Source organism: Streptomyces sp. TRM68367, assembly GCF_014495685.1.
Lineage (GTDB): Bacteria > Actinomycetota > Actinomycetes > Streptomycetales > Streptomycetaceae > Streptomyces.
Window position 1 is genome coordinate 1 of sequence record NZ_JACTVI010000109.1, and the last position, 24,262, is coordinate 24,262.

At 71.4% G+C, this 24,262-nt stretch carries 21 protein-coding genes and 1 pseudogene; 4 read left to right on the plus strand and 18 right to left on the minus strand.

The window, feature by feature from the left end:
• Positions 1 to 83: 83 nt before the first annotated feature.
• Positions 84 to 284, minus strand: coding sequence for a hypothetical protein (locus H8R17_RS38645; protein ID WP_399477857.1), 201 nt, complete (start codon positions 282 to 284; stop codon positions 84 to 86).
• Positions 285 to 553: 269 nt separating this feature from the next.
• Between H8R17_RS38645 and gcl the strand changes: the two genes are divergently transcribed.
• Entirely contained in the window at positions 554 to 2,338 is a 1,785-nt protein-coding gene (gcl, locus tag H8R17_RS38650; protein ID WP_187827871.1) for a glyoxylate carboligase, read from the plus strand.
• A 64-nt stretch (positions 2,339 to 2,402) separates the two neighbouring features.
• Here the strand turns inward: gcl and H8R17_RS38655 are convergent, their stop codons facing one another.
• The 4 genes and pseudogenes from H8R17_RS38655 to H8R17_RS38670 all read right to left on the minus strand — a co-directional run bounded on the left by H8R17_RS38655 (position 2,403) and on the right by H8R17_RS38670 (position 5,653).
• Positions 2,403 to 3,026: a TIGR04222 domain-containing membrane protein gene (locus H8R17_RS38655; RefSeq protein ID WP_187827872.1), complete on the minus strand. Its 624-nt coding sequence runs from the start codon at positions 3,024 to 3,026 to the stop codon at positions 2,403 to 2,405.
• A gap of 158 nt (positions 3,027 to 3,184) precedes the next feature.
• A pseudogene (locus H8R17_RS38660) lies at positions 3,185 to 3,426 on the minus strand (hypothetical protein).
• A 440-nt stretch (positions 3,427 to 3,866) separates the two neighbouring features.
• On the minus strand, positions 3,867 to 4,781 hold the full coding sequence (locus H8R17_RS38665) for a 2-hydroxy-3-oxopropionate reductase (RefSeq protein ID WP_187827873.1): 915 nt from the start codon (positions 4,779 to 4,781) through the stop codon (positions 3,867 to 3,869).
• 32 nt (positions 4,782 to 4,813) lie between these two features.
• Positions 4,814 to 5,653 carry a TIM barrel protein gene (locus tag H8R17_RS38670; protein WP_187827874.1) on the minus strand — a complete coding sequence of 280 codons (840 nt, stop codon included), beginning with the start codon at positions 5,651 to 5,653 and terminating at the stop codon, positions 4,814 to 4,816.
• Positions 5,654 to 5,953: 300 nt separating this feature from the next.
• Here H8R17_RS38670 and H8R17_RS38675 point away from each other — a divergent pair, with 300 nt between their 5' ends.
• From H8R17_RS38675 to H8R17_RS38685, 3 genes are read left to right on the plus strand one after another with little or no spacing between them, the layout of a single operon-like run.
• Positions 5,954 to 6,718 carry a hypothetical protein gene (locus tag H8R17_RS38675; protein WP_187827875.1) on the plus strand — a complete coding sequence of 255 codons (765 nt, stop codon included), beginning with the start codon at positions 5,954 to 5,956 and terminating at the stop codon, positions 6,716 to 6,718.
• Positions 6,715 to 8,988, plus strand: a complete 2,274-nt coding sequence (locus H8R17_RS38680; RefSeq protein WP_187827876.1) for a hypothetical protein — start codon at positions 6,715 to 6,717, stop codon at positions 8,986 to 8,988. The genes H8R17_RS38675 and H8R17_RS38680 overlap by 4 nt, the downstream gene beginning before the upstream one ends.
• Positions 8,985 to 10,625: an ABC transporter substrate-binding protein gene (locus H8R17_RS38685; RefSeq protein WP_187827877.1), complete on the plus strand. Its 1,641-nt coding sequence runs from the start codon at positions 8,985 to 8,987 to the stop codon at positions 10,623 to 10,625. Before H8R17_RS38680 ends, H8R17_RS38685 begins: the two co-directional genes overlap by 4 nt.
• 11 nt (positions 10,626 to 10,636) lie before the next feature.
• Here H8R17_RS38685 and H8R17_RS38690 read toward each other — a convergent pair whose 3' ends face one another.
• From H8R17_RS38690 to H8R17_RS38750, 13 genes are all read right to left on the minus strand, one after another.
• On the minus strand, positions 10,637 to 11,446 hold the full coding sequence (locus H8R17_RS38690) for a hypothetical protein (RefSeq protein ID WP_187827878.1): 810 nt from the start codon (positions 11,444 to 11,446) through the stop codon (positions 10,637 to 10,639).
• Positions 11,447 to 11,477: 31 nt separating this feature from the next.
• The gene (locus H8R17_RS38695; RefSeq protein ID WP_262505856.1) at positions 11,478 to 12,011 is read right to left on the minus strand and encodes a hypothetical protein; all 534 of its coding nucleotides are present in this window, start codon (positions 12,009 to 12,011) and stop codon (positions 11,478 to 11,480) included.
• Positions 12,008 to 13,282, minus strand: coding sequence for an MCE family protein (locus H8R17_RS38700; RefSeq protein ID WP_187827880.1), 1,275 nt, complete (start codon positions 13,280 to 13,282; stop codon positions 12,008 to 12,010). Before H8R17_RS38700 ends, H8R17_RS38695 begins: the two co-directional genes overlap by 4 nt.
• Positions 13,279 to 14,568, minus strand: a complete 1,290-nt coding sequence (locus tag H8R17_RS38705) for an MCE family protein (RefSeq protein ID WP_187827881.1) — start codon at positions 14,566 to 14,568, stop codon at positions 13,279 to 13,281. Before H8R17_RS38705 ends, H8R17_RS38700 begins: the two co-directional genes overlap by 4 nt.
• Positions 14,565 to 15,701 carry an MCE family protein gene (locus H8R17_RS38710; protein ID WP_187827882.1) on the minus strand — a complete coding sequence of 379 codons (1,137 nt, stop codon included), beginning with the start codon at positions 15,699 to 15,701 and terminating at the stop codon, positions 14,565 to 14,567. The genes H8R17_RS38705 and H8R17_RS38710 overlap by 4 nt, the downstream gene beginning before the upstream one ends.
• Positions 15,698 to 16,735, minus strand: coding sequence for an MCE family protein (locus H8R17_RS38715; RefSeq protein ID WP_399477862.1), 1,038 nt, complete (start codon positions 16,733 to 16,735; stop codon positions 15,698 to 15,700). The genes H8R17_RS38710 and H8R17_RS38715 overlap by 4 nt, the downstream gene beginning before the upstream one ends.
• A gap of 125 nt (positions 16,736 to 16,860) precedes the next feature.
• A complete protein-coding gene (locus H8R17_RS38720) occupies positions 16,861 to 17,898 on the minus strand; it encodes an MCE family protein (RefSeq protein WP_187827883.1) in 1,038 nt (345 codons plus the stop codon).
• Positions 17,895 to 19,151 (minus strand): MCE family protein, encoded by a 1,257-nt coding sequence (locus H8R17_RS38725; protein WP_187827884.1) that lies wholly within the window; start codon positions 19,149 to 19,151, stop codon positions 17,895 to 17,897. The genes H8R17_RS38720 and H8R17_RS38725 overlap by 4 nt, the downstream gene beginning before the upstream one ends.
• Before the next feature lie 5 nt (positions 19,152 to 19,156).
• On the minus strand, positions 19,157 to 19,972 hold the full coding sequence (locus tag H8R17_RS38730; protein ID WP_187827885.1) for an ABC transporter permease: 816 nt from the start codon (positions 19,970 to 19,972) through the stop codon (positions 19,157 to 19,159).
• Between the two features lie 3 nt (positions 19,973 to 19,975).
• Positions 19,976 to 20,746, minus strand: a complete 771-nt coding sequence (locus H8R17_RS38735; protein WP_187827886.1) for an ABC transporter permease — start codon at positions 20,744 to 20,746, stop codon at positions 19,976 to 19,978.
• Entirely contained in the window at positions 20,743 to 21,675 is a 933-nt protein-coding gene (locus H8R17_RS38740) for an ABC transporter ATP-binding protein (RefSeq protein WP_187827887.1), read from the minus strand. The genes H8R17_RS38735 and H8R17_RS38740 overlap by 4 nt, the downstream gene beginning before the upstream one ends.
• A gap of 96 nt (positions 21,676 to 21,771) precedes the next feature.
• Positions 21,772 to 22,854 (minus strand): RNA polymerase sigma factor, encoded by a 1,083-nt coding sequence (locus H8R17_RS38745; protein WP_187827888.1) that lies wholly within the window; start codon positions 22,852 to 22,854, stop codon positions 21,772 to 21,774.
• A gap of 53 nt (positions 22,855 to 22,907) precedes the next feature.
• Positions 22,908 to 24,002, minus strand: a complete 1,095-nt coding sequence (locus H8R17_RS38750) for a lytic transglycosylase domain-containing protein (protein ID WP_262505857.1) — start codon at positions 24,000 to 24,002, stop codon at positions 22,908 to 22,910.
• Positions 24,003 to 24,262 lie beyond the last annotated feature (260 nt).

The following is a 24,262-nucleotide window of genomic DNA, read 5'->3' on the forward strand; positions in this document are numbered from 1 at the left end:
GATCACGCTCGTGACATGCGCGAGCAGCCCAACCGCCCGTCACGCCAGGGCCGTTGACCTGCACGAATCACGATGAAACTTCCTCACTCGGCGCTGCGCCCGCAGGAGCCGCACCGCACGGTGACCCACTCCTCCTGCCACACGCGGTGCACGACCGGCGCCGCCCGCAGGTGCCGGTCGAGCGGCGGGACGACCGGCGCACCGCACACGCACGGGTACGTCGGCGCCGCGTAGCGGTGCTCGCGCCGGCAGGCCGGACAGCGCACCGACACGCTCTCGGACATGGCCCACTCCAGCAGGACGTCGGTTCACTCGGGTCAGCGCACCCATCGTCCTCCAGAAGGCCCCGCCTGTCCCCCGGTTGTGCCCGGCTCGCCCGACTGCTCGCCCGGCGGCCTGCCCGCTGCGTGCCGGTCCCTTGACGGTCTTCCTCCACCCACCTACATTCATTCCAGATGGCAGAAGTTATTTTCCGCATTACGGAAGAACTCACCGCGGGGCGCGACGGGAGTGCGAATTCCGACAGCAGAAGCAGTCGAAGCAGGAGTACTCGATGGCTCGAATGACCGCTGCCCGCGCGGCAGTTGAGATCCTCAGGCGCGAGGGCGTCACCGACGCGTTCGGTGTGCCGGGCGCGGCGATCAACCCCTTCTACGCGGCGCTCAAGGCCTGCGGCGGCATCACCCACACCCTCGCCCGGCACGTCGAGGGCGCCTCGCACATGGCCGAGGGCTACACCCGCACCCGCCCCGGCAACATCGGCGTCTGCATCGGCACCTCAGGACCGGCCAGCACCGACATGATCACCGGCCTGTACTCCGCGACCGGCGACTCCGTCCCGATCCTGTGCGTCACCGGCCAGGCACCGACCGCCGTGATCGACAAGGAGGACTTCCAGGCCGTCGACATCGCCTCCATCGCCGGGCCGGTCACGAAGATGGCGGTGACCGTGCTGGAGGCCGCGCAGGTCCCCGGCGTCTTCCAGCAGGCCTTCCACCTGATGCGCTCCGGCCGCCCGGGCCCCGTCCTCGTCGACCTGCCGATCGACGTCCAGCTGACGGAGATCGAGTTCGACCCGGAGACGTACGAGCCGCTGCCGGTCTACAAGCCGGCCGCGACCCGCGCCCAGATCGAGAAGGCGGTCGGCATGCTGAACGCCGCCGAGCGCCCGCTGATCGTCGCGGGCGGCGGTGTCATCAACGCGGACGCCGCCGAACTCCTCGTCGAGTTCGCCGAGCTGACCGGCGTCCCGGTCGTCCCCACCCTCATGGGCTGGGGTGTCCTGCCCGACGACCACGAGCTGAACGCCGGCATGGTCGGCCTGCAGACCTCGCACCGCTACGGCAACGCGACCTTCCTGGAGTCCGACTTCGTCCTCGGTGTCGGCAACCGCTGGGCCAACCGCCACACGGGCCGCCTCGACGTCTACACCGAGGGCCGGACCTTCGTGCACGTCGACATCGAACCGACCCAGATCGGCAGGATCTTCGCCCCGGACTACGGCATCGCCTCCGACGCGAAGGCGGCGCTGGAGCTGTTCGTCGAGGCGGCGCGCGAGCTGAAGGCGAAGGGCGAGCTGCCCGACCGCTCCGGCTGGGCGTCGGCCGCACAGGAGAAGAAGGCCCGACTCCAGCGCCGTACGCACTTCGACGACATCCCGATCAAGCCGCAGCGCGTCTACGAGGAGATGAACAAGGCCTTCGGCCCCGAGACCCGGTACGTCTCCACCATCGGCCTCTCGCAGATCGCCGGCGCCCAGATGCTGCACGTCTTCAAGCCGCGCCACTGGATCAACTGCGGCCAGGCGGGCCCCCTCGGCTGGACGATCCCGGCCGCGCTGGGCGTGGCCAAGGCCGACCCGGAGGCCGCGGTCGTCGCCCTGTCCGGCGACTACGACTTCCAGTTCACGATCGAGGAGCTGGCGGTCGGCGCGCAGCACAAGATCCCGTACGTCCACGTCCTGGTCAACAACTCCTATCTGGGCCTGATCCGCCAGGCGCAGCGGGCCTTCGACATCGACTTCCAGGTCAACCTGGAGTTCGAGAACATCAACTCGCCCGAGCTGGGCGTCTACGGCGTCGACCACGTCAAGGTCGCCGAGGGCCTGGGCTGCAAGGCGATCCGGGTGACCGACCCGAACGAACTGGGCGCGGCGTTCGAGCAGGCGAAGAAGCTCGCCGCCGAGCACCAGGTGCCGGTCGTCGTCGAGGCGATCCTGGAGCGCGTCACCAACATCTCCATGTCGACCACCAACGACATCGGCAACGTCGTGGAGTTCGAGGAGACCGCGACCGAACCCGGCCACGCGCCGACGTCGATCAGGACGCTGGAGGTCTGACGCACGCGCGGACTGTCAGGGGCGGCCCACCTGAGGAGGGGCCGCCCCTCGGTATGCCCGGCCCTCAGCCCGTGCCGCCGCCCCCGCTCCCGCAGGAGTACCAGCTGCGGCCGTGGAAGGGTGCGTCGCCGCCGTGCGGGGAGTGCCGCAGCAGCCCTCTGCCCGCCACCGGGGCCCGGGCGGTCAGCCCCGCCCGCAGCGCGAAGCGCGGCACGAGCGCCCGCAGCGCCGCCTCGTCGTGCAGGGCGACGGCGAGCAGCTTGGCGTGGTCCGTCAGGCAGCGCCTGCTCTCGGGCAGCGGGTGCTGTTCCCGCAGGGCTCGCACCTGACGGCGGGCGGCGCGGGTCGGGCGGAGCCGCGGGTAGCCGAGCAGTCCGGCCTCCGCGAGGCCGACGCGCATCAGGGCCACCGACAGGCGGATGTCCCGCCGCCCGGCCAACTGCCGCAGCCCGGCGGGCTCCCGCAGCGAGGTGAGCACCGCCGTCTCCAGGTCCTCCCAGCGCGGGCCCGGGCTGGCGGCCTCCGCCGCCCGCACCGTGCCCGGCCGGCCCGCCTCGACGGCGCCCCGCAGGTACAGGGCGACGACGGCGACCGTGACGGCGGCGCGGGGGCCGCCGTGCAGCAGTGCGATCTCCTGCGGCTTCAGACAGAGCCCCGTGTCTCCTGTGCCGCCTGTGTCCCCTCGCATGCGAAACCCCCGTGCCGGGGCCCGCCGCCCCCGTGCCGGCGGGTCCCGTGTGACAGCACTGTGCCCGCTCCCGGGGGGTGGTTGAAGCCTTCCGGGCCGGGTTCAGAGGTTCATTTGAGGGTTCCGTAGCGGCTGTACGACCGGTGACGTACGTCCGGTCATGCCTCGTGGTGCTCCGACAGCCCCGGCCAGTCGTCCGGGCCGCCGCCCTGCCACTCGACGAGGTCGCTCTCCCCGGCGTCCGTCACGTCGAGGTCGGCCGGCCGCAGGAACTCGCTGACGTCGTCGACGTGCGAGGCGACTCCCAGCGTCTCCTCACCCAGGGTGACGCGCCGGGACCTGTCCAGGGCCGGGGAGAGGGATGGACCACGACGTGCGGACGCTCCGTTGGATGTGCCATGGCTTCAGGCTGCTGCGGACGGCACGAATCCGCACCCCGGATCACCCGCCGGGAACACCCTGGCGCCGGAATGAGAGGTGCTGGTGAGGTGCTGGGACCGCGGCGGCCGCGACGGAGCCCGCGGCGCCCTTCCCTCGGGTCGGGAAGGGCGCCCGGTTCCTTGACCACCGCACTGGCTCGCACGCCGCCGCGGTCCGCGCCCTGCCCGCGCCCCGCGCCGGGCGGTCACCCCTCAGCCGGGTCGCCCGGTGCCGGTCGCGCGGTCAGGGAGTTCAGTCCTCGCTTCTGCTCGTTCGACACTTGATCTGGTTGTCGCATGGTTCGGCATGGCTCGGCATGGTTCCGGGCGGCGCCGCCGCTTCGGGCGCGACAGGACAGATGTCAGCGGCGGCGCCGCCCGGGGTCTGGGGGAGGGGCAGGACCGGGTGAGTCCGGGGGTGTCAGACCTGGGCTCCCGACAGGCGCTCCACGGCCCGCAGCAGGGCCGAGTGGTCCAGGCCGCCGTCCCCCTGCGCGCGCAGGGACGCGACCAGCTGGGCGACCACGGCACCGACGGGCAGGGCGGCACCGACGCTGCGGGCGGCGTCGGTGACGATGCCCATGTCCTTGTGGTGCAGGTCGATACGGAAGCCCGGCTTGAAGTCGCGGTCGAGGAAGTTGTCCTTCTTGCGCGTCAGGACCGTCGAGCCCGCCAGGCCGCCGCCCAGCACGTCCAGCGCGGCCTTCAGGTCCACGCCGGACTTCTCCAGGAAGACCACGGCCTCGGCGCACGCCTGGATGTTCACGGCGACGATCAGCTGGTTGGCGGCCTTCACGGTCTGACCGGAGCCGTGCGGGCCGCACAGCACGATGGTCCTGCCGAGCGCCTCGAAGATCGGCTTGGCGTGGTCGAAGTCGGCCTGTCCACCTCCGACCATGATCGACAGCACGGCCTCGATAGCCCCGGCCTCACCGCCGGACACGGGTGCGTCGAGGACGCGGATGCCCCTGGCCTGCGCGGCCTTCGCCAGGTCGACGGAGGTCTTTGGGGTGATCGAGGACATGTCGATCAGCAGCGCGCCGGACCTCGCGTTCTCCAGGATGCCGCCCGGGCCGTATGCGATCGCCTCGACCTGCGGCGACGCGGGCACCATCGTGATGACGACATCGGCGTCCCGCACGGCCTCGGCGATCGACCCGGCCGCGGTGCCGCCGGCGGCTGCCAGCCGGTCGAGCTTCTCCTGCTCCAGGGTGAAGCCGGTGACGTGGTAACCCGCCTTGATCAGGTTCTCGGACATGGGGGAGCCCATGATGCCGAGGCCGATCCAGGCAATCGCAGGGCGGGCGGGGCGGGAGGAATCGGCAAGGGTGCTCATGATTGGGGGTGCCTCTCTGCGAACGGGTGTCTTCAGCGGGCGGCGCGGGCCTCGCGGGGCAGCCAGTCGAAGGCCTCGGCGCTCGGCCGGTCGCCGGGCTTGTACTCCAGGCCGACCCAGCCGTCGTAACCGGCCTTCCTCAGCAGGTCGAGGAGGTCTTCGAGGGGGAGGGCCCCGGTGCCGGGCGCGCCGCGGCCGGGGTTGTCAGCGATCTGGACGTGACCGGTCCGGTCCGCGTACGAGGCGATCACCTGCGGCAGGTCCTCGCCGTTCATGGACAGGTGGTAGAGGTCCATGAGGAACTTCGCGTTGCCCAGTCCGGTCGTCTTGTTGACCTTGTCGACGACGCCGGCCGCGGCGGGCGCGCTCACCAGCGGGTACAGCGGCGACTCCGGCCTGTTCAGGGCCTCGACGAGGAGAATCGCGCCGACCCGGTCGGCGGCCCTGGCCGCGAGCACCAGGTTCTCCAGCGCGAGCGCGTCCTGCTCGGCCGGGTCGACGCCGTCGACGCGGTTGCCGTACAGCGCGTTGAGTGCCCGGCATCCGAGCGACTGGGCGAAGCCGGCGGCCACGTCGATGTTGGCGCGGAAGCGGTCCGACTCCTCGCCGGGCACGGACAGGGCGCCGCGGTCGGGGCCCGGGAGCTGACCGGCGTAGAAGTTCAGGCCCGTGAGCTGCACGCCCGCGTCCTCGATCGCCGTGTGCAGCGCGTCCAGCTCGGACTGCTCGGGGGTGGGGGAGTCGACCCAGGGCCACCACAGCTCGACCGCGGTGAAGCCGGCCGCCGCGGCGGCTGCGGGGCGCTCCAGGAGCGGGAGTTCCGTGAAGAGGATCGACAGGTTGACGTTGAAGCGCTGGTCTGCGAGTCCCATCGGGGGCGGCGCTCCCTTCCCGTGCTGTGATTCCGCATAGGATTCCGTATTACGGAAGTTAGTTTCTGCTTAATGGAAGACTGGCGTGCGGGGTTCGGGCTGTCAAGAGGAGAGGGCGAAATCGTCCGGCCGTACGAGTCGCCGCAGTGGGTGCCTTGGGTGGTGGAGGTCCCGGGGAGCCTGATGTGCCACGTGTGTGAGCGAACACTTCGGGGAAGGCGAACGCCCATGGCTGGTCACGGGAGTTGGGGGCGGACGATGATCGGATCCCGGGCAGTGCCAACGGACGGCCTCTCTCCTGTGTACGACGAGACGGGCGCCGCGTCCGCACGGTTTCTGCACTGGCTGGCCGGGGAGACCGGCGGCGTCGCCGGGAGGCGCGTGGCCAGTGCCGCATACACCCACCATGACCGGTGCAGCCTGGAGCTGGTCGAGGGCGTCGTGGACCGCTTGGCCGCGCTCGGCTGGATCGCCGTGCACAACGACTCCGGTGCCGTGCCGCCGCTGGTCAGCCCGACCGAGGCGGGGCTCGCGGAGGCGCGGGCCTGGGACGAGGCCTACGCCGACCGGGACGCCCGGCGCCGGTACGCCAAGGCGGCCCTGTTCGCCTGGTGGGACCGGGCCGGGCAGCACCAGAGCGGCGAGCCGAACGCCGAGGACTTCCTGTGGGCGCCCGAGGCCTTCTACTGCGGCCGACAGCTCGCCTTCGAGGATCTGGAGTACGCCAAGGACCACCTGAGCCTGCCCACCCCGGTGCGCGTCGGTGTCGCCGAGGACGGCGCCGGAGTATTCCTGTCCTTCGAGCAGCTGGCCCAGCTGGTGCAGGCGTCCCGCCCCGACCTGTCGGAGGGCGACAACGAGGTGCGGCAGGTGCGCGAGATGGCCGAGGCCCTGACCGATGCCTCCCGGCGCGGTGCCGAGCCCGACGAGGGCATGCTCCAGCGCTTCCTGCAGCACAGCGGCGAGCTGGTGCAGGTCGGCTCCAGGTCGGTGGGCTCGATGGGCAGGGACATGGCGTCCGGCGTCGTATCGGACATCATCAACTCGATGCTGAGGCTGGGATGAGCGATCCCGTGGGCCCCGCACCGGGGCCGGAGGAACAGATCCCGGAGGCGTACGCGCGCCAGCCCCTGCTGCGGCAGCTGGTGCCCCGCCTGGTCGGCCTCGAACGCGACCGGCACCGCAGGCGGCGCCACCACGAGTTCGCCGAGGACCTGCCGGTACTGCTGCTCAGCGGGCGGCACGGCACCGGCAAGAGCGCCCTGCTGGGCGACCTCCAGCAGGCCTACGCCCCCGACGCGGGCCCCTGGCCGGGGCCCCGCGTGCCGTTCGCGCGGATCAACTGCACGGCGGTCCAGGAGCACGCCCGGGTGGGACCGGAGATCTCCAACAACTCCCACGCGGTGGAGATCCTGGTCGACCTCGTCAACCAGCTGTCGCGTCCCGTCGCCGGGTTCGGGCGGCTGCGCTTTCCCCGGACCACCGCCGGGCTGCTCGCCGTGGTGTCCGCCCGGCGCCCCGGCAACGACGACGAACTGAAGGTGGCCGACCGGCACACGGCCGCCCTGATGGGACCCTCGCCGGGCGAGGACCCGCCCCCCACCTGGGACACGCTGTGCCGCTCGGCACTGCCCGTCCCCCCGGAGGGCGGCACCCCCGACCCCACGGCCTTCCCCGAGGCGGCGGTGCGCACCTACCTGGGCAGACAGTACCGATGGCGCTCGCGCAGACTCGCCTCGCGGCAGCTGGCCGGCTGGTACGAGAGCTACCGCATCGCGGCCGACAACCGGCTGCGCGGCCTGCCGCCGGGCGCGGCCGAGCACCCACGGCCGGTACCGGCCGCCGAGCGCGCGCAGGCCGTGGCCCGGCTCTGCCAGGAGTTCCACCAGGGCCGCGGCTTCCGGCGCGGCGTCGAGAGCATGCTGATGGCCGCGTTCCTCACGGACGTGCGCTACGGCCCCTTCCGCCGCGCCAACCGCGCCCCGCGCCCCCTGCTCCTCCTCGACAACGTGCACACCGACGCCGGCCGCGACTTCCTCGACCTCCTGCTGGAACTGCGGGCGCGGCAGAACCGGGCCGCCCGCGACCACCTGGTCGTGATCGCCACCGAGCTGCGCGGCGACGACAACCCGGCCACCCGCGACGACACCGCCGACGAGGAGAACGACCCCTACCCCGAGGCCATGTACCGCTCGCTGCACGAGATCGGCACCCACTCCGGGTGGACCCGCACCGGCACGGCTCCCTCGGCGGGCGTCCTGGTCCTGCCGCTGCCGCCGCTCGACACGGAGCATGTGGAGCGGATGCTCAAGCGCGACGACCGGGTCTCCTTCGATCCGTACATCGCCACCGCCGTACACGACCTGACCCGCGGCCACCCCATGGGAGCCCGCCGGCTGTGCGACGCCGTGGTGCACAAGGCGCGCACCGAGGAGTGGGTGACGGCCGAGGAACTCCTCGACCTGACCCACCCCGGCGCCATCGGCGAATCCGTCCTCTGGCGGCTGCTCAACACCCTGGTCGGCAGCGAGAACCACGACGAGCTGTGTCTGTTCTCCCTTGCCTGGGACCGGGAGGCGGCCGAGCAGCTGGCCGAGCGCTGGGTCCCGCGCCGGATCGACGGCCTGCCCGCCGCCGACGGCGCCGCCGTCCAGCTGGAGCGGGAGCGCTGGTCCCGTGGACCGGGCAGCCGGCCGTTCATCACGGACCGGTTCCTGCGCGCCCTGCTGGTACACCAGATGCGCAGCGGGCGCGGCGGCAGCGGCGTGGACTGGTTCAGCGCGCACGCCCTGCTCGCCGAGCACCACCGGCAGCGCGCCGAGGGCCGCTCCGGACAGGCGGGACGGGCCGACCAGGCCCGCTTCCTATGGCACCGGCTCGCCGCGGGAGAGGCGCAGGAGGTCGTCGACTGGCTGCACGCGGAGTTCGTCCGGGACGACGGCGACGCGGTCGACTGGCTGCACATCCTGCGCACCACGGCCCACGCGCCCCGCCCGCCGGGAGACGTCTGGTTCGAGCAGTGCCAGGAGGTCGGCAAGGGGCGCCGAGACCGGCTGCAGCTCCAGGCGGACCCCGAAGTGGGCCTGGAGAAGCAGGCCGTCAACCGGCTTCTGCACGCCCTGTGGTACGCGGCGGACGAACTGGCCGAGGCGGACCGGACGTTGGTCGACCGCATCGGCCAGGACCTGTCCTTTCTCTCCGCGCAGCACCTGACCGGCCGCGCGGTCCTCGCCCAGGCCGCCATCCGCTGGCCGCGCGCCGTGAAGGACGGCGAGGACTGGCCCCTCGAACGCCGCTGGCAGGGCGACCAGCCGCGACCGGGAGGGGCACGATGAGCAGGACGGATCGCAGGAACTGGGTCTGGCTGCCGAGCCGGCTGCGCTTCCGGGTGTTCGGCCTGATCGACGTGGTGGTCCTGTGGGTCCTGGTCGCCGCGCTGCTCGGGACCGGTACCTGGTGGGGCCTGGACACCTACTGGAAGCACCGCGACTACTGCACCCAGGATCTCCAGCTGCGGCGGACGGGCCCCGAGTGCATCGGCGTCACGGCCGCGGCGTACCCCTTCGCCCAGGACCTCAACGACGTCCTGGGCCGGATCGAGGCCGAGAACGAGGCGGCACGGTCGTCGGGCAAGCCGGTGGTGAGCGTCGCCGTCGTCATGCCGTACACCTCCACCCCCGGCGCGGCCATGTCTCAGGAGCTGATCCGGCACTCCCTCCAGGGCGCCTACGTCGCCCAGCGTGCCCACAACCGCGGGCCCGCCACCGGCGGCACCGCCATCCAGCTCCTCTTTGCCAACGTCGGCGAGGATCTGAGCCACTGGCAGACCGTGACCCGCGAACTGGCCGCCCGGCGCGGCGGCGAGGCCCCCGTCGTCGCCGCCATCGGCTTTCCCAACAGCGACGACGACACGCTCGACTCCGTGCAGCAGGGACTCGGGCGGGCACAGGTACGGATCCCGGCGGTCAGCGCGGTGCTCAGCTCCCGCGAGATGGAGCACCCCTACCTCTTCAAGGTCTCGCCCTCCACCGACCAGCTCGTCGACGCCCTCAAGCGCTATGTGACCGCGTACGAGGTGAACCGCAGGGACACCTACCTGATCGCCGACGAGCAGGCTGACAACTACGTCGAAAACCTCCGCAGGGTCTTCCTCGACGAGTTCGGCGAGGAGTACGGCATCAGGGCGGACGACGCGGTGGAGCGGCGGATCGCGGTGTACCGGGGCAGCAAGGGGGCGAACCTGGGTGATCCGCGGGACTTCCGGCAGGCAGTGGACGCGATGTGCGCACTCGGCGTCAAGACGGTGTTCCTGGCCGGCCGCGACGCGGACCTGCCGCCCTTCCTGGAGACCCTCGACCGCAGGAGTCCCTGCAACTGGGGCACGGACGAAGAGCCGTTGCGCATCCTGCGCGTCAGCACGGGCCGTGACCCGGACACGGAGACTGCCCGGATGCGCAAGATCGCCGACCGGAACCACATCGAGATCGTGACTGCGGCCGCCGTGGACGCACCCCGCTGGCGTGCGGGCAGCGGCGGCGACGACCAGGTTCCCAGGTTCTTCGGGGACTTCGCCGCCTCCTATGGCCAGTACTTCCGTGGGGAGAAGACCGACGCCCTCAACGACGGCTACGCCGTGATGTACCACGACGCCCTCACCGCCGTGGGCACCGCCGTGGCCGCGGCCCAGGACGGCAAGGACAACCCCGTGGACCACGACGACGTCTACGACGCGCTGCGCCGGGGCAGCCCCTCCGAACGCTGCGTCGGATGCGTGCCGGGCGCGAGCGGCGTCTTCACCTTCGTGGACGAGAACATCGGGCTGGACGAGGGGGCGGGGAACGAGGCGGCGGTCGGGCGCTGGCCGGTGTGCAAACCGGTACCCGTGGTGGCCTTTCCCAAGGAGCGGTCCAGCGCGTTGCCGCTCTACCGGACCTATCAGAAGTCGGAGCAGAACACCTGCCCCCGGCCGTGATCCACGCCGGGTCAGAGTGCGTCCACGGCGCTCACCTTCCACCCGTCGCCGGTGCGGGTGAGCGTCATCCGCACCCGGTTCAGGTCCAGGCGGGATCCCGTGACCTGGGTGCTCTTCGTGACCTGGTTGACGAACAGCAGGACGACGGCCCGGTCCGGTGCGGCCGACACGACGGAGGCCGCCGCTGCGCCGCCGCCGGCCTTGCCGGAGGGTGCCGCCACCGTCGCCTTCACCACGCCGTGGTACTTCCGGGCGGTCGGCCCGACCACCGTGGTCGTCGTCTTCTGGTACTGGTCACGGAAGGCCCCGGTCAGGTGGCCGCGGGCCCGCGCGAAGTCCCGGTCGAGGTGCCGGTAGTCGTACGACAGCACGACCGGCGCCGCCTTCACGGCGGCCGCGAGCGCCTCCCCGCGCGCCTGTTCCGCCAGCCGTGCCTCCCGGTACCGCCACCCGAGCACGGCGACGGCGACCAGGCCCGCCACGGCCACGAGGCAGAGCGCCGCGGTGAGCAGCCTCCGCCCGGGCAACCGCCCGGGCCTGCGCGCGGACCTGCTCTCCTGAAGCTCCTGCTCGCCGGAGTCGGGCGACGGCTCCGGCGGGTCCTCCCAACTGCCCTCCGGCGGGTCGGCGAGCACAGTACGACCGGCGCGGGGCTCCGCGGCCTGCCGCGCCGCCTCGTCCGCAGGGCCGCGGGCGGCGCTCCCGCGGGCCTCGGCGTGCGCCGGCCGCTGGGTGCGCTTGGCCGCCGCGCGGGCGGCCGCGGTCATGGTGCGGCGGGCGGGGGCGCCGGCACCGCGGACTCGGGAGGTCGGGTTCGCCACGGTCTTTCTCCTTAGGCGGTGGTACGGGTGGTCAGCCGACGAACTCGACGTCGGAGGTCAGCCAGCGGCCGCTGACACGTTCGAGATCGAGCTGCAGCCGGTAGGTGCGGGCCTGTCCACCGGGCGCGGCCGTGTTGCTGACCTTGCTGTCGGCGACGACCAGGACACGGGCGGACTTCTCGTCGGACCGCACGATGCCCGCTTCGAGGACCTGCCCCTCGGACACCGACTTGTTCTGGGCGACGAGCTTCGTCAACTGCTCGGTCTGGGCGGCGAACTGCTTCTTGAAGTTGCCGGTGGCGCCCTTCAGCACGTTCGCGCTGTCCCGGCCGTAGTGCCGGTAGTCCAGCGAGGTGAAGTTCAGCGCCGACTGACGGGCCGCCGCCAGGACGTCCTGGCGGCGCTGATCCGTCGCGCGCTGGTCGGACAGCCGCACACCCAGCCAGACCGACAACGCGGCCGTCAGGACCGTCACGGCGACGAGCCCCGCCGACAGTGCCCTGCGTAGTCCTGGGGACGGCTGCCGCAACGGTCGCAGGCCCCGGGTGAGGAGACCCCCGCTCATGCCATCGGTCCCACGAGCAGCCATTGCCACGACTCCTTTCCGAACGTGTTCTGTTCGCCGCCGGTCGAGCCGATCTCGACGGGCGTCCCGTCCGGGCCGGTGGCGGTGCCGGTCTCCGGGTCGTACGGGGTGACGTACGCGGACTGGTCGGCACTGCCCGAACCGGTCGGCGCACCAGGGGCGTTCTGCGCGCCCCGCACCGAGGTCTTGCTGCCGCGCGGCGCAGTGCAGCGTGCGTCGGTGTTCGCCGGCCGCTTGCTGGTGTCGGAGGGATCGCGCCGCTGGGTCCCGTAGCCCTGGGTGCACGCCGGCGGGTCGTCGGCGTTCACGACGAGACCGAAGTGGGTGGTGCCGTCCCCGGGAATGACCGTGTAGCTGCCCGCGACCACCACCGGGAAGGTGACCAGGGCCTGCTCCACACCGGGCAGCCGCGCCTTGGTGACCTGGCCACCGCTGATGAGGTTGGCCAGCAGGACCGGCAGATCCGGCCGGGTGGACTTCAGCAGGGAGTCGACCTCCTGCCCGGCGGGCGCCGTGTTGCCGATCAGCCGGCGCAGGTCCCCGTCGCTCGACTTCAACTGCTGGGTGAGCGCCGCCAGATCACGGGAGAACGACTTGATGGCCGAGCCCTTGTCGGCCTGGGTCTTGAGCACCTTCCGCGAGTCCTCGATCAGCGAGATCGTCTGCGGCAGCGAGTCGGACGCCGACTCGACCAGTTCGTTGCCGGAGTCCACCAGGCGGCTCAGATTCGGTCCGGTGCCGGAGAAGGCCTTGCCCAACTCGTCGACGGTGGTTCGCAGATTGTCCTTGCCGACGGAGTTGACCAGCCGGTCCAGGCTCAGGACGAGGTCGGTGACGGGCAGCGGTGTCCGGGTGCTGCCGCGCGGGATCGCACTGCCCTTCATCAGATACGGGCCGCCGGAGTGCCGGGGCTGCAGGTCGACGTACTGCTCGCCCACCGCCGACCGGTCGGCGACCACCGCCAGGGTGTCGGCCGGGATCCGCGGAGCGCCGTCCTCGATGTTCAGGGGCACGATCACACCGGAGCCGTTCAGCCGCAGATCGCCCACGCGGCCCACCGGCACTCCACGGTAGGTGACCTCGGCGCCCGTGAAGATGCCCCCGGAGTCGGCGAAGTCGGCCGTCACCGTGTAGCCGCGGTCGAGGAGAGAGTCCGTCAGGCCCACGTACTCGGCGCCGACGTAGGACACCCCGACGGCGGTGACGGTGGCGAAGGCAAGCAGCTGGGCCTTGACCATACGTGTGATCACGGCTGTATCCCCTTCAGCATGAGCTCGGCGAGCGCGATGTCGATCCCCGGCGGGAGGCGGCCCGCGTCCTTCGAGGTGCCGTAGCTCGCAGTGCACACCGGCGGGCACAGCGGATCGTCGCCACCCGACGGCGCCGAGGGCTGGGCCGGTGCCGTCGGCGCCTTAGGAACGCCCGGTGTGCTGGGCAACGGGGTCGGCAGCGGCACGCTCGGCACGCTCGGCGTGTGGGGGAGGCCGGGAGTCGGGGTCCCCTTCTTCCCGGAGCCGCCACCGCCACTGCCCGGCTTGTCGGTGACGTTGCCGTAGATGTCCGCCAGGTTGAGGTCGGCGGTGATCTTTAGGTTGACGTAGTCGCCCTTCACAGCGTCCACCACGTTGCGCGGGAACGGGTACGTGGTCAGCAGTTCGAGGGCGTTGGGCAGGTCGTCGCCCGCCTTGTTGAGCTGCTGCAGGATCGGCTGCAGTGCCTTGAGGTTGGCGACGGTGTCGTCCTTCGAGGCATTGACGACCTTGGTGCCCGTCGTGCCGAGCTTCGAGAGGGCGGTGAGCATCTTCGTCAGGTCGCGGCGCTGGTCGGCGAGGACCTTCAGTGCGGGCGGCATCGTGTCGACGGCCTCGGCGATCGTCTTCTTCTCCTGCCCGAGCCGCTTGGCCAGCCGGTCGACGCCCTTGAGCGCGCGGACGATCTCCGCGCGCTGATCGTCCAGGCTGCCGAGGAACGTGTCGAGCTGCTTCAGCAGGGATCGGACGCGGTCCTCGCGGCCCTCCAGCGCCTTGTTGAGCTCCACGGTGATCGTCTTGAGCTGGGCCACGCCGCCGCCGTTGAGCAGCGCGGACAGCGCGGACAGCACCTCCTCGATCTCCGGGTTGCGGCCGCTGCGGGACAGCGGGATCACATCGCCGTCGTGGAGCCGTCCGACGGGCTTGGCGCCGGAAGGGGCGGACAGTGCCACATACTTCTCGCCGAGCATGCTCGTCTGCTGCAGATCGGCGACCGCGTTGGCGGGCAGCTTCACCGAGTCGGCCACGCGCAGCCGCACCCGTGCGTGCCAGCCGTCCAGGTCCACCTTCTCGACCGCTCCCACGGTGACGTTGTTGACCTTGACCGCCGACTGCGGCACCAGATCCAGGACGTCCCTGAACTCGACGGTGACGTGGTAGGCGTGGTCCGCCGCCGCGCCCCCGGGGAGCTGGACGTCGTACCAGCCGTTGAACTCGCAGGCGGACAGCAGCAGCGAACCGGCCGTCGTCCACGCGACCACCCGGCCCGTGCGCAGCACGTTCATGCTTTGGCCCCCAGGATTCCGCCGAGCGTCCGGTCGACCGTGCCCGTCCCCGCCGGAGCGGACGGAAGCTTGGGCAGCGAGTCGAAGAGCTGCTTCAGCTGCTTGCAGTCGGGGTTCTTGCCGCCCTCGTCCCCGGTCGTTTTCAGCAGGGAGCACAGCAGGGACGCCGGGTCCTGCGGGCTCTGCGGGTTGTTGCGGGTGTCGAGGGTGCCGGAGGACGCGTTGTAGGCGTTCTGCAGGTTCGACAGACCCGTGGGGGCGACGGCCAACAGCTCGTCCAGCGCAGCGCGTTGGGTGACGAGAACCTTGGTGACCTTGCTGAGGCCCTTGACGTTCGAGGTCAGTGATTTCTTGTTGTTCTTCACGAAGTCGGCTACGTCGCCGAGTGCCGTGGCGAGGTACTTCAGCGCCGCCGCGAGGTCGCCGCGCTCCCCGGCGAGCTGCCGCGCCACGCCGGCGAGGCTGTCGTTGAACGACCGCACGCTCTTGTCGTCGGCCGCCAGCGCGGCCGTGAACACCTGCAGATTCCGTACGGTGCCGAACAGGTCGCTCCGCCCGTCGGACAGCGTGGTGACCGCCTGCGAGAGGTCCTCGATCGTCTGGTTGATGTTCGTGCCCTGGCCTTTGAGGTTGTCCGCGCTCACCGCGAGCAGGCGCGAGAGGGAACCGTCCTTGTTCGCGCCCTTGGGGCCGAGCGCGTCTGCCGTGGTGTGCAGGCTGTCGAAGATCCGGTCCAGTTCGACGGGTACGGCGGTACGGGACTCGGGGATGACGGCGCCGTCATGGAGCACCGGACCCTTCCGGTACACCGGCAGCAGTTGCACGTAACGGTCACTGACCACCGAGGAGTTGATGATGGCGGCCTGCGCGTCCGCGGGGACCTTGCGTCCCTTGTCGTACTCCAGCACCACCCGTACCCGGCTGCCCTCGGGCGTGATCTTCTTGACCTCGCCGATGCGGACACCCAGGACGCGGACGTCAGAGCCGGGGTAGATGCCGACGGTGCGCGGGAAGTACGCCGTGACGCGGAGGGAGTCGGAGCGCGGCCACAGCACGACGGCGAGCGCGGCGACGACCGCGAGGGCGGTGAGCAGTGCCAGGCCGCGCCGGACAGGAAAGCGTGGGATGGTCATCGTGAGCCTCCCGTCCGCGGCACGACCGGGGCGGCGACCATGTTCTGGACGTAGGAGTCGAACCAGCGGCCGTTGCCGAGGGTGTTGGAGAAGACCCGGACGTAGGGCGCGAGCAGTGCGACGCTGCGGTCGAGGCTCGCCTGGTTTCGTTCGAGCATCGCGACGAACGTGTTGAGGTTCTTCAGGGCGGGCCCGATCTCTTTCTCGTTGTCGTCGACCAGGCCGGAGAGCTCGATGCCGAGCGTGGCGGAGGCCTTGAGCAGGTTGTGGATCGCCGTGCGCCGCGCGTTGATCTCCTTGAACAGTTTGTCGCCGTCCTTCACCATCGCGGAGAAGTCCTTCGTGTGCTCGGCCAGCACCTTGGTGACTCCCTTCGCGTGGCCGAGGAGTTCGTTCAGCGCCTCGTCGCGCGAGGCGATCGTCCGGGAGATCCTCGACAGTCCCTTGATGGACGCCCGCACCTCCGCGGGCGAGTCCTGGAAGGTGGTGGAGATGGTGTCCAGCGCCTTCGCAAGCTGCTGGGTGTCGACCTTCTCCGACGTGGTCGTCAGGTCGCTGAACGCCTGCACGACGTCGTACGCCGACACCGTCCGCCGCAGCGGGATCTCGCTGCCCGCCTTCAACTGACCGGACCCCTTCGGGTACAGCGCGAGGTACTTCGCGCCGAGGATCGTCTTGACCCGGATCGCGGCGCCGCTCGTGGTGCCGAACTTGGGGTCGCCCTTGATCTTGAAGGTCACCTTGACGTGATCCCCCTCCAAGTCGACGCCCTCGACCTTGCCGACCTTGACCCCGGCGATCCGCACCTCATCGCCCGGCTTCAGGCCGCCCGCCTCCGAGAAGGCTGCGCTGTACGTCCTGCCGCCGCCGATCAGCGGCAGGCTGTCGGCGTTGAACGCGGCGACCGTCAGCAGGGCGAGGACGGTGAGCCCGACGACGCCGATGATGACGGGGTTGCGCTCGCGGAAGGGCTTCAGGCGCGGGCGGCGCAGCCTGATGCGCGGGAGCTTCGGCGGCAGGACGCGCACCTTCATCAGGGGTTCGGGGCCGCGAGGCCGGGGCCTGCGCCGCGGAAGCAGCCTCGGCAGCTTCGGCGGATCGATCCGTACCTTCATCAAGGGCTCATGGCGGCGGCGTCGCCGCCGTACGGCACGCGTGCTCATCCGCCGCACCTCGCCTGCGCCTCGTGAAACTCCGGGGTGATCACCTGGTTCGTCTTCGGCAGCACGATGCGGCCGTCGAAGTCGCAGAGGTAGAAGTTGAACCACGAGCCGTAGGACGCCGTCCCCGTCAGCTCGTTGAGCTTGTTCGGCAGCCGCTTCAGCACGCCCTCCACGGTTTTCTCGTTCTTGTTCAGCGTTCCGGTGAGATCGGCCAGCCCGGCGATGTCGTCCTTCAGCGGCGGACGCGCGTCCGTCAGCAGCCCCGACGTGGCCTGAGCGAGGTCGCCGATGCTCACCAGGGAGTCCCCGATGGGTTTGCGGTCGGCCGACAGCCCCGAGATCACTCGCCGCAGCTGTGTGAGCAGCGCGGAGAAGCGGGTGCCGCGCTTGTCGAGCGTCCCCAGTACCGTGTTCAGGTTGTCGATCACGGAGCCGATCAGCTGGTCGCGGTCGGCCAGGGTCGTGGTGAGCGACGCCGTGTGCGCGAGCAGGCTGTTCACCGTGCCGCCCTCGCCCTGCAGGGTCTTGATGATCTCGGTGGCGAGCTGGTTGACGTCGTCCGGGCTGAGCGCGGCGAACAGCGGCTTGAAGCCGTTCAGCAGCGCGTTGAGGTCCAGCGCGGGCTGGGTCCTGGACAGCGGGATGGTGCCGCCCGGCCGCAGCCGGGTGTCGTCGCCCGCGCCCTCCGTCAGCGCGATGTACCGCTGTCCCACCAGGTTCCGGTAGCGGACGACCGCGTGGGTGCTGGTGAGCAGCGGGCGGCCCGCGGCGACGGTGAAGGTGACCTCCGCCAGCGTGCGGTCCTTGATCCCGATGCTCTCGACCTGCCCCACCCGCACCCCGGCCACCCGGATGTCGTCGCCCTTCTCCAGCCCTGTGACGTCGCTGAACACCGCGTGGTAGGTGTCCTTCGGGGCGAAGGAGATGTTGACGATGGTGGCGGCGAGCAGGGCCGTCGCGGCGATCGTCACCAGCGCGAACAGGCTGAACTTGATGAGCGGCGCTGCGGTCTGCCGGGCTCCTGCCGTCCTCATGCGACGCTCACCGCCGTTCCGCGGGCCAGCGGCCCGAACAGCAGGGTCGCGACGGGCGGCACCTCGTCCGCGGGCACACCCATGACGGGGGCCACGAGCGAGCCGACAGCCCGCTGCTCGACCTCGGTGGCGGACACGTTGACACCTCCGGGCAGTGCGTCGCCGGAACCACCGGACGACGTACCGTCGTTGAGCTTGATGTGCGGTGCGGGCACCCGCGGATCGGGCAGGCCCCGGCAGTTCGGCCCCGACTTGTCGGCATAGCGCGGCTCCTCGCCGGGGTGGTACGCGGACTGCGGTCGGACGACCTCGAGGGTGATCCGCATCTCCCCGCCCCGGAACGCCTCCTCCGACGCCTTCTCCTGGCGGACCAGGCCGTCGAGGAGGCAGGGGTACTCGGGGGAGTAGCGGGCGAAGAGCTGCAGCGTGGGACGGGAGACCTGGCCGAGGGTGATGAGGCGGTCGCCGTTCGCGTCGAGGAAGTCCTGCGCGGTGCCCGCGACCGTCGCGGTCGTGCGGAGTGCGGCGGCCAGCTGGTCCTTCTTCTCGACGAGGGTGCGGCTGGTGGTGACGGTGTTGCGCAGGATCCTCATCAGATCGGGCGCGGCGTCGCCGTACACCTCGGCGACGTCGGCGAAGCGCGAGATGTCCTCCTTGAGGGACGGCAGGTGCGGGTTGAGGCGGCGCAGATAGCTGTCCACCCGGGTGAGGTTGTCGCCGATCCGGTCGCCGCGGCCCTCCAGCGCGGTGGCGAACGCCGAGAGGGTGGCGTTGAGTTCACCGGGCTTGACCGTGCGCAGCAGCGGCAGCAGGTCGTTCATCAGCTGCTGCAGTTCGATGCCGACCTTCGTACGGTCCTGGGTGATGACGTCCCCGGCGCGGATGGGCCGAGCCGACGACTGCGCAGAGCGGGCGGGTGGCACGAGGTCGACGAACTTCTCGCCGAACAGCGTCTTGGGCAGCAGCCGGGCGTGCACGTCCGCCGGGATGAAGTGGACGTACTGCGGATTGAGGGCGATGTCGAGGGTCGCCTTCGTGCCGTCGGCGTGCACCGAGCGCACCTCGCCGACCAGCAGTCCGCGCAGCTTGACGTCGGCCCGCGGATCGAGCTGGTTGCCGAGCCTGTCGGCCTGCAGCGTGATGCGGACGACGGGCGTGAACGCCTGCTGGTAGACGGCCACCGCGAGCGACAGCAGCAACGCGAGCACGGCGACGAAGGCGATGCCGTACAGCCGTAGTCGGATGGTTCTCATCGGCCTCACCCCGCTATCCGTACGGTCGTGCTCGCGCCCCAGATCGCGAGGCTCAGGAAGAAGTCCAGGACGTTGATGGCGACGATCGACGTCCGTACCGCGCGGCCCACCGCGACACCGACGCCGGCCGGTCCACCGCTCGCGTAGTAGCCGTAGTAGCAGTGCACCAGGATGATCAGCACGGCGAAGACGATCACCTTACCGAAGGACCAGAGCACGTCGACCGGCGGCAGGTACTGGTGGAAGTAGTGGTCGTACGTGCCCGTCGACTGCCCGTAGTAGACGGTGGTGATGGTGCGGGCGGCCAGGTACGAGGACAGCAGCCCGATCACGTACAGCGGGATGACGGCGACGAACCCGGCGATCATGCGGGTCGTCACCAGGAACGGCAGCGAGGGCACGCCCATCACTTCCAGCGCGTCGGTCTCCTCGCTGATCCGCATCGCGCCGAGCTGGGCGGTGAACCCGGCACCGACCGTCGCGGACAGCGCGAGCCCGGCCACCAGCGGGGCGATCTCCCGGGTGTTGAAGTACGCCGACAGGAACGCCACGAAGTTGGAGGTGCCGAGCTGGTTGAGGGCCGCGTAGCCCTGGAGGCCGACCTCGGTGCCGGTGAAGAACGACATGAAGGCGATCACGCCGACCGTGCCGCCCACGACGGCGAGCGCGCCACGGCCGAAGCTCACCTCGGCGAGCAGCCGCAGGATCTCCTTCTTGTAGCGGCGCAGGGTGCGGCCGGTCCAGGCCAGCGAACGCCCGTAGAACGACAGTTGCGTGCCCAGCTCCTCCAGGGAGCGCAGGGGGCGGTCGAGAAGTCGCATCGGCTAACCCCTCTGCGGGACGACCTGGAAGTACACCGCGGTCATCACGAAGTTGGTCACGAACAGCAACATGAAGGTGATCACCACTGACTGGTTGACCGCGTCGCCGACACCCTTGGGGCCGCCCTTCGCGTTCAATCCCTTGTAGGAGGCGACGATCGCGGCTATCGCCCCGAACACCAGCGCCTTCACCTCGGCCGCCCACAGGTCGGACAGCTGGGCGAGGGTGGTGAAGGACGCCAGGTACGCGCCGGGCGTGCCGTTCTGCAGGACCACGTTGAAGAAGTAGCCGCCCGCGACGCCGACCACCGACACCAGGCCGTTGAGCAGCACGGCCACCACCATCGAGGCCAGCACCCGGGGCACGACGAGCCGGTGGATCGGGTCGATGCCGAGCACCTGCATCGCGTCGATCTCGTCCCGGATCTTGCGCGCCCCGAGGTCCGCGCAGATCGCCGTGCCGCCCGCGCCCGCGATCAGCAGCGCGGTGACGATCGGCGAGGCCTCCCGCAGCACCGCCAGCACCGAGGCGGCACCGGAGAAGGACTGGGCGCCCAGCTGCCGTGTGAGGCTGCCGATCTGGAGCGCGATGACCGCGCCGAAGGGGATCGAGACGAGGGCCGTGGGCAGGATCGTGACGCTGGCGATGAACCACGCCTGCTGGATGAACTCCCGTGCCTGGAACGGCCGTCGGGGCAGGGTCCGCACGACGTCCAGCGCCATCGCGAACAGGTTGCCCGAGTGCCGCAGCGCTCCGGTCGGCGACAGGCTCATGCGTCCGCCACCTCCCTGCGGCGGTGCAGCTCGGCCTCGCGTCTCGCGATCGCCTGCCAGCGGGGCGGTCTGGTGATGCCGGGACCCGGCAGCAGGCGGGGCGTCAGGTCCGTGACGACCGGGCCCTCGGTGACCTGCGCCAGCTCCTGTTCGACCTGCGCGGCGTCCTTCTCCTCCGCCATGCCGATCGGCCCCTGCATCCGGCCGTTCAGGAACTGCCGCACGACCGGCTCGTCGCTGGTGAGCAGCTTCTCCCGCCGCCCGAACATCACCAGCTCCCGCCGGAACAGCAGCCCGATGTTGTCGGGCACCTGGCGGGCCGAGGCGATGTCGTGCGTGACGATCAGGAAGGTGGCGTCGATCTGCGCGTTGAGGTCGACGATCAGCTGGTTGAGATAGGCCACGCGCACGGGATCCAGGCCCGAGTCCGGCTCGTCGAACAGGATGATCTCCGGATCGAGCACCAGGGCGCGGGCGAGCCCCGCCCGCTTGCGCATGCCGCCGGAGATCTCGCCGGGCAGCTTCCCCTCGGCGCCGATCAGCCCGACCATGTCCATCTTCTCGAGGACGATCCGCCTGATCTCGCTCTCCGGCTTGCGGGTGTGCTCGCGCAGCGGGAAGGCGATGTTGTCGTACAGGTTCATCGAGCCGAACAGCGCGCCGTCCTGGAACAGCACGCCGAACAGCTTCCGCACCTCGTACAGGTCGTGCTCACGCAGCCGGGTGAGATCCCGGCCCTGGATCGTGATGGACCCCCGGTCCGGCTTGAGCAGCCCGACGAGCGTCTTGAGGAACACCGACTTGCCCGTCCCCGAGGGGCCGAGCATGACCGAGACCTCCCCGGCGGGCAGCGTCAGCGACACGTCCTGCCAGATGACCTGGTGACCGAAGGACTTGGTCAGCCCTTCCACACAGATCTCGACACCCATCCGGTCCGCCCTTCAGCCCGTGGAGCAGCTTCGACATCTGCTCTACGGCGAGGGGCGGGGCGTCCGTCGCGGCGGCGGCGGATTTTTTTCCGACGGTTACGGGGCGTCCTGCGGGAGCGTGCCGGGGGTGGGGGTGGCGACGGGAGCGGACGGTACGGCGGGGGTGTCCGACGGGACGGTCGGCTCGGGGGGTGTGTCCGTCACGTTCGGTGTATCCGGAAGGTCAGGCGTGTCCGGTACGTCGGGCACCTTCGGCAGCTCGGGCACGTCGGGCACCTGCGGGACCTCGGGCGTCGGCAGGGCCGGAAGCGGGGACAGCGAGACCTCCGGCAGGTCCGGCACGGACAGCGGCAGCGGAGATCCCCCTGAAGGAGACGCCTTGGGCGTCCGGTCCGGGGGCGTCGCGGGCTCGCGCGGCTCGGACGCACGCGCTCCGCCGGTCTCCTCGGTGGGCAGCGGATCCGCGCTCGGCGAGACCGCGGCCGGCCGCTGCGCCGGAGCGCCCCCGTCCCCGTCGCCGTCGAGCGCGTACGGCAGCACGAGTCCCGCCACCGCGAGGGTCGCCGCCGTCGAGGTGGCGGCCACCAGCTGCGCCTTTCCGCCCGACTGCGGCCGTCCGCGGCCGAGCAGGAACAGCACCGCCCCGAGCGTCCCGGCCAGCGAGGCGCGCAGCGTCCGCCGGGCCCGGGCCAGCAGCGACTCCACGGTCCGGTAGCTCAGCCCCATCCGCACCGCGACCTGGCCCACGTCGAGGTCCTCGGACTTCAGCCGCAGCGCCTCCGCCTGCCGGGCGGGCAGCTCGCCGCTGCGCACGGCCAGCCACTTGGCCTCGGCCCGGTCGCACACCACCTCCTCGACGGGCACCGGGCCCGGCGCGACGAGGTTGGGGCTGGTGCGGACCTCGGCCTCCCGGTTGACCTGCCGGTACCGGTCGACGCACAGCCGCATCGTCACGGTCGTCAGCCAGGCGCCGAGCCGCTCGTCGTCGAGGTCCGGGCGCTCCGCCGCGCGCAGCATCGCCTCGTGCACGGCGTCCTCGGCGTCCTCCGGGCTCATCGACCGGCGCCGGGCCACCTTGAGCAGCTGCTCGCGGTGGCTCCACATGCGCTGCCAACGGTCGTGGGCCGCCTGTATCTCCGCTATGTCCGCAGGCGGTTCCGCGGGCATGTCCGTCGCCATGAGGGCCCCTTCGTGCTCACCCGCCGGTCCTGTGCTCCCGGCGGGTGGCGAGATTACCGCCCGGTAGCAGCGGTTGGGGAGGGGGTGGGGCTCATCGTGTCCGCACTGTTGCTGGTCAGCGGGTCGGTGCCGGGCACTTTCACGCCGGTGCTGGGCAGGGGGAGCAGGGGGCCGTCCGGCGCCACCGGGGTGTCTGCCGTACGGGTCGGTGCGGGGGAGGGCGAGGGAGACGGCGTGGCCGGCGTACGGGACGGGCCCGGGTCCGGGCGGCCGGACGGCCTCGGCGTGGCGGGCTTCGGTGTGCCCGGCCGGGAGGGCTCCGGGCGCGTCGGGGTCTGCGCGGGCCGGTCCGGCAGCACCCGGTGCCCGGACAGGAAGTACGCGTACCAGGCCCGGACCGTGCGCAGATACGCCGCCGAGCGGTTGTAGCCGAGGATCGCCCGGTCCAGGTCGGCCGGGTCGGACAGGTCCCTCCCCCACTCCCGGCTTCGCCCGAGCGGGAGGTGCCCCCACCCCGCGCACAGATAGCGCCCGGCGGCGAGCGCCGCGTCGTGGATGTTGCCCGGGTCGGCTCGCCCGTCGCCGTTGCCGTCCGCGCCCCAGCGGGCCCAGGTCGAGGGGATGAACTGCATCGGCCCGACCGCGCGGTCGTACACCGCGTCCCCGTCGTACGCGCCGCCGTCGGTGTCCCGGATGCGGGCGAAGCCGCGGCCGTCCAGCCGGGGCCCCAGGATCGGCGTCACGGTCGTCCCGTCCGCGGTCACCCGGCCGCCCCGCGCCTGACCCGACTCGACCTGCCCGATCGCGGCGAGCAACTGCCACCGCAGCCGGCAGCCGGGCGCGGTGCGGGCGAGCGCCGCCTCGGCGCGCCGGTAGGCGGCGAACACGCTCGCGGGCAGGGTGGCGCCCGCCACCGGCGCGCCCTGCTTCGCCTTGGTGGTGCGCAGGGGCGGAAGCTCGGTGCGGTACGGGGTGTCGCCGGACACGCTCGGCCCGTGCTCGGCGGGTGCCGCCTGCCGCGCCGGTTCCGCGGCCCGTACCGGCGCCGCCCCCGGCGCCTGGGACGCGGTCAGCGCCGCCATGGCCGCCGCCGCGATCGCCGTACCCCGAGCACCTCTGAGCCCACCCCTGAGTGCGCGCCCTGCCATCTCGCAGTCCCCTCCCTCGCCGGATTCCTCGTCTGCTCTACGCGGCGCGGGCGCGGGTCCGTCGGACGACTGGGAGTGCAGGCGCCGGCAAGTCGTTCCAAAGCGTCGTCCCGTCGAGCAGGATCGCCGAGACCCTTGGTCGTGAGTGCCGCGCCGGAGCGGCGGCCGGCCGCCCCGTTACCTTTTTCGTGGCCCCGCAATGGGGCGCCTGGCCCCCGGGTCCGGTATGGCTGTGTGCCCCCTGTCGTACGGATGACCTG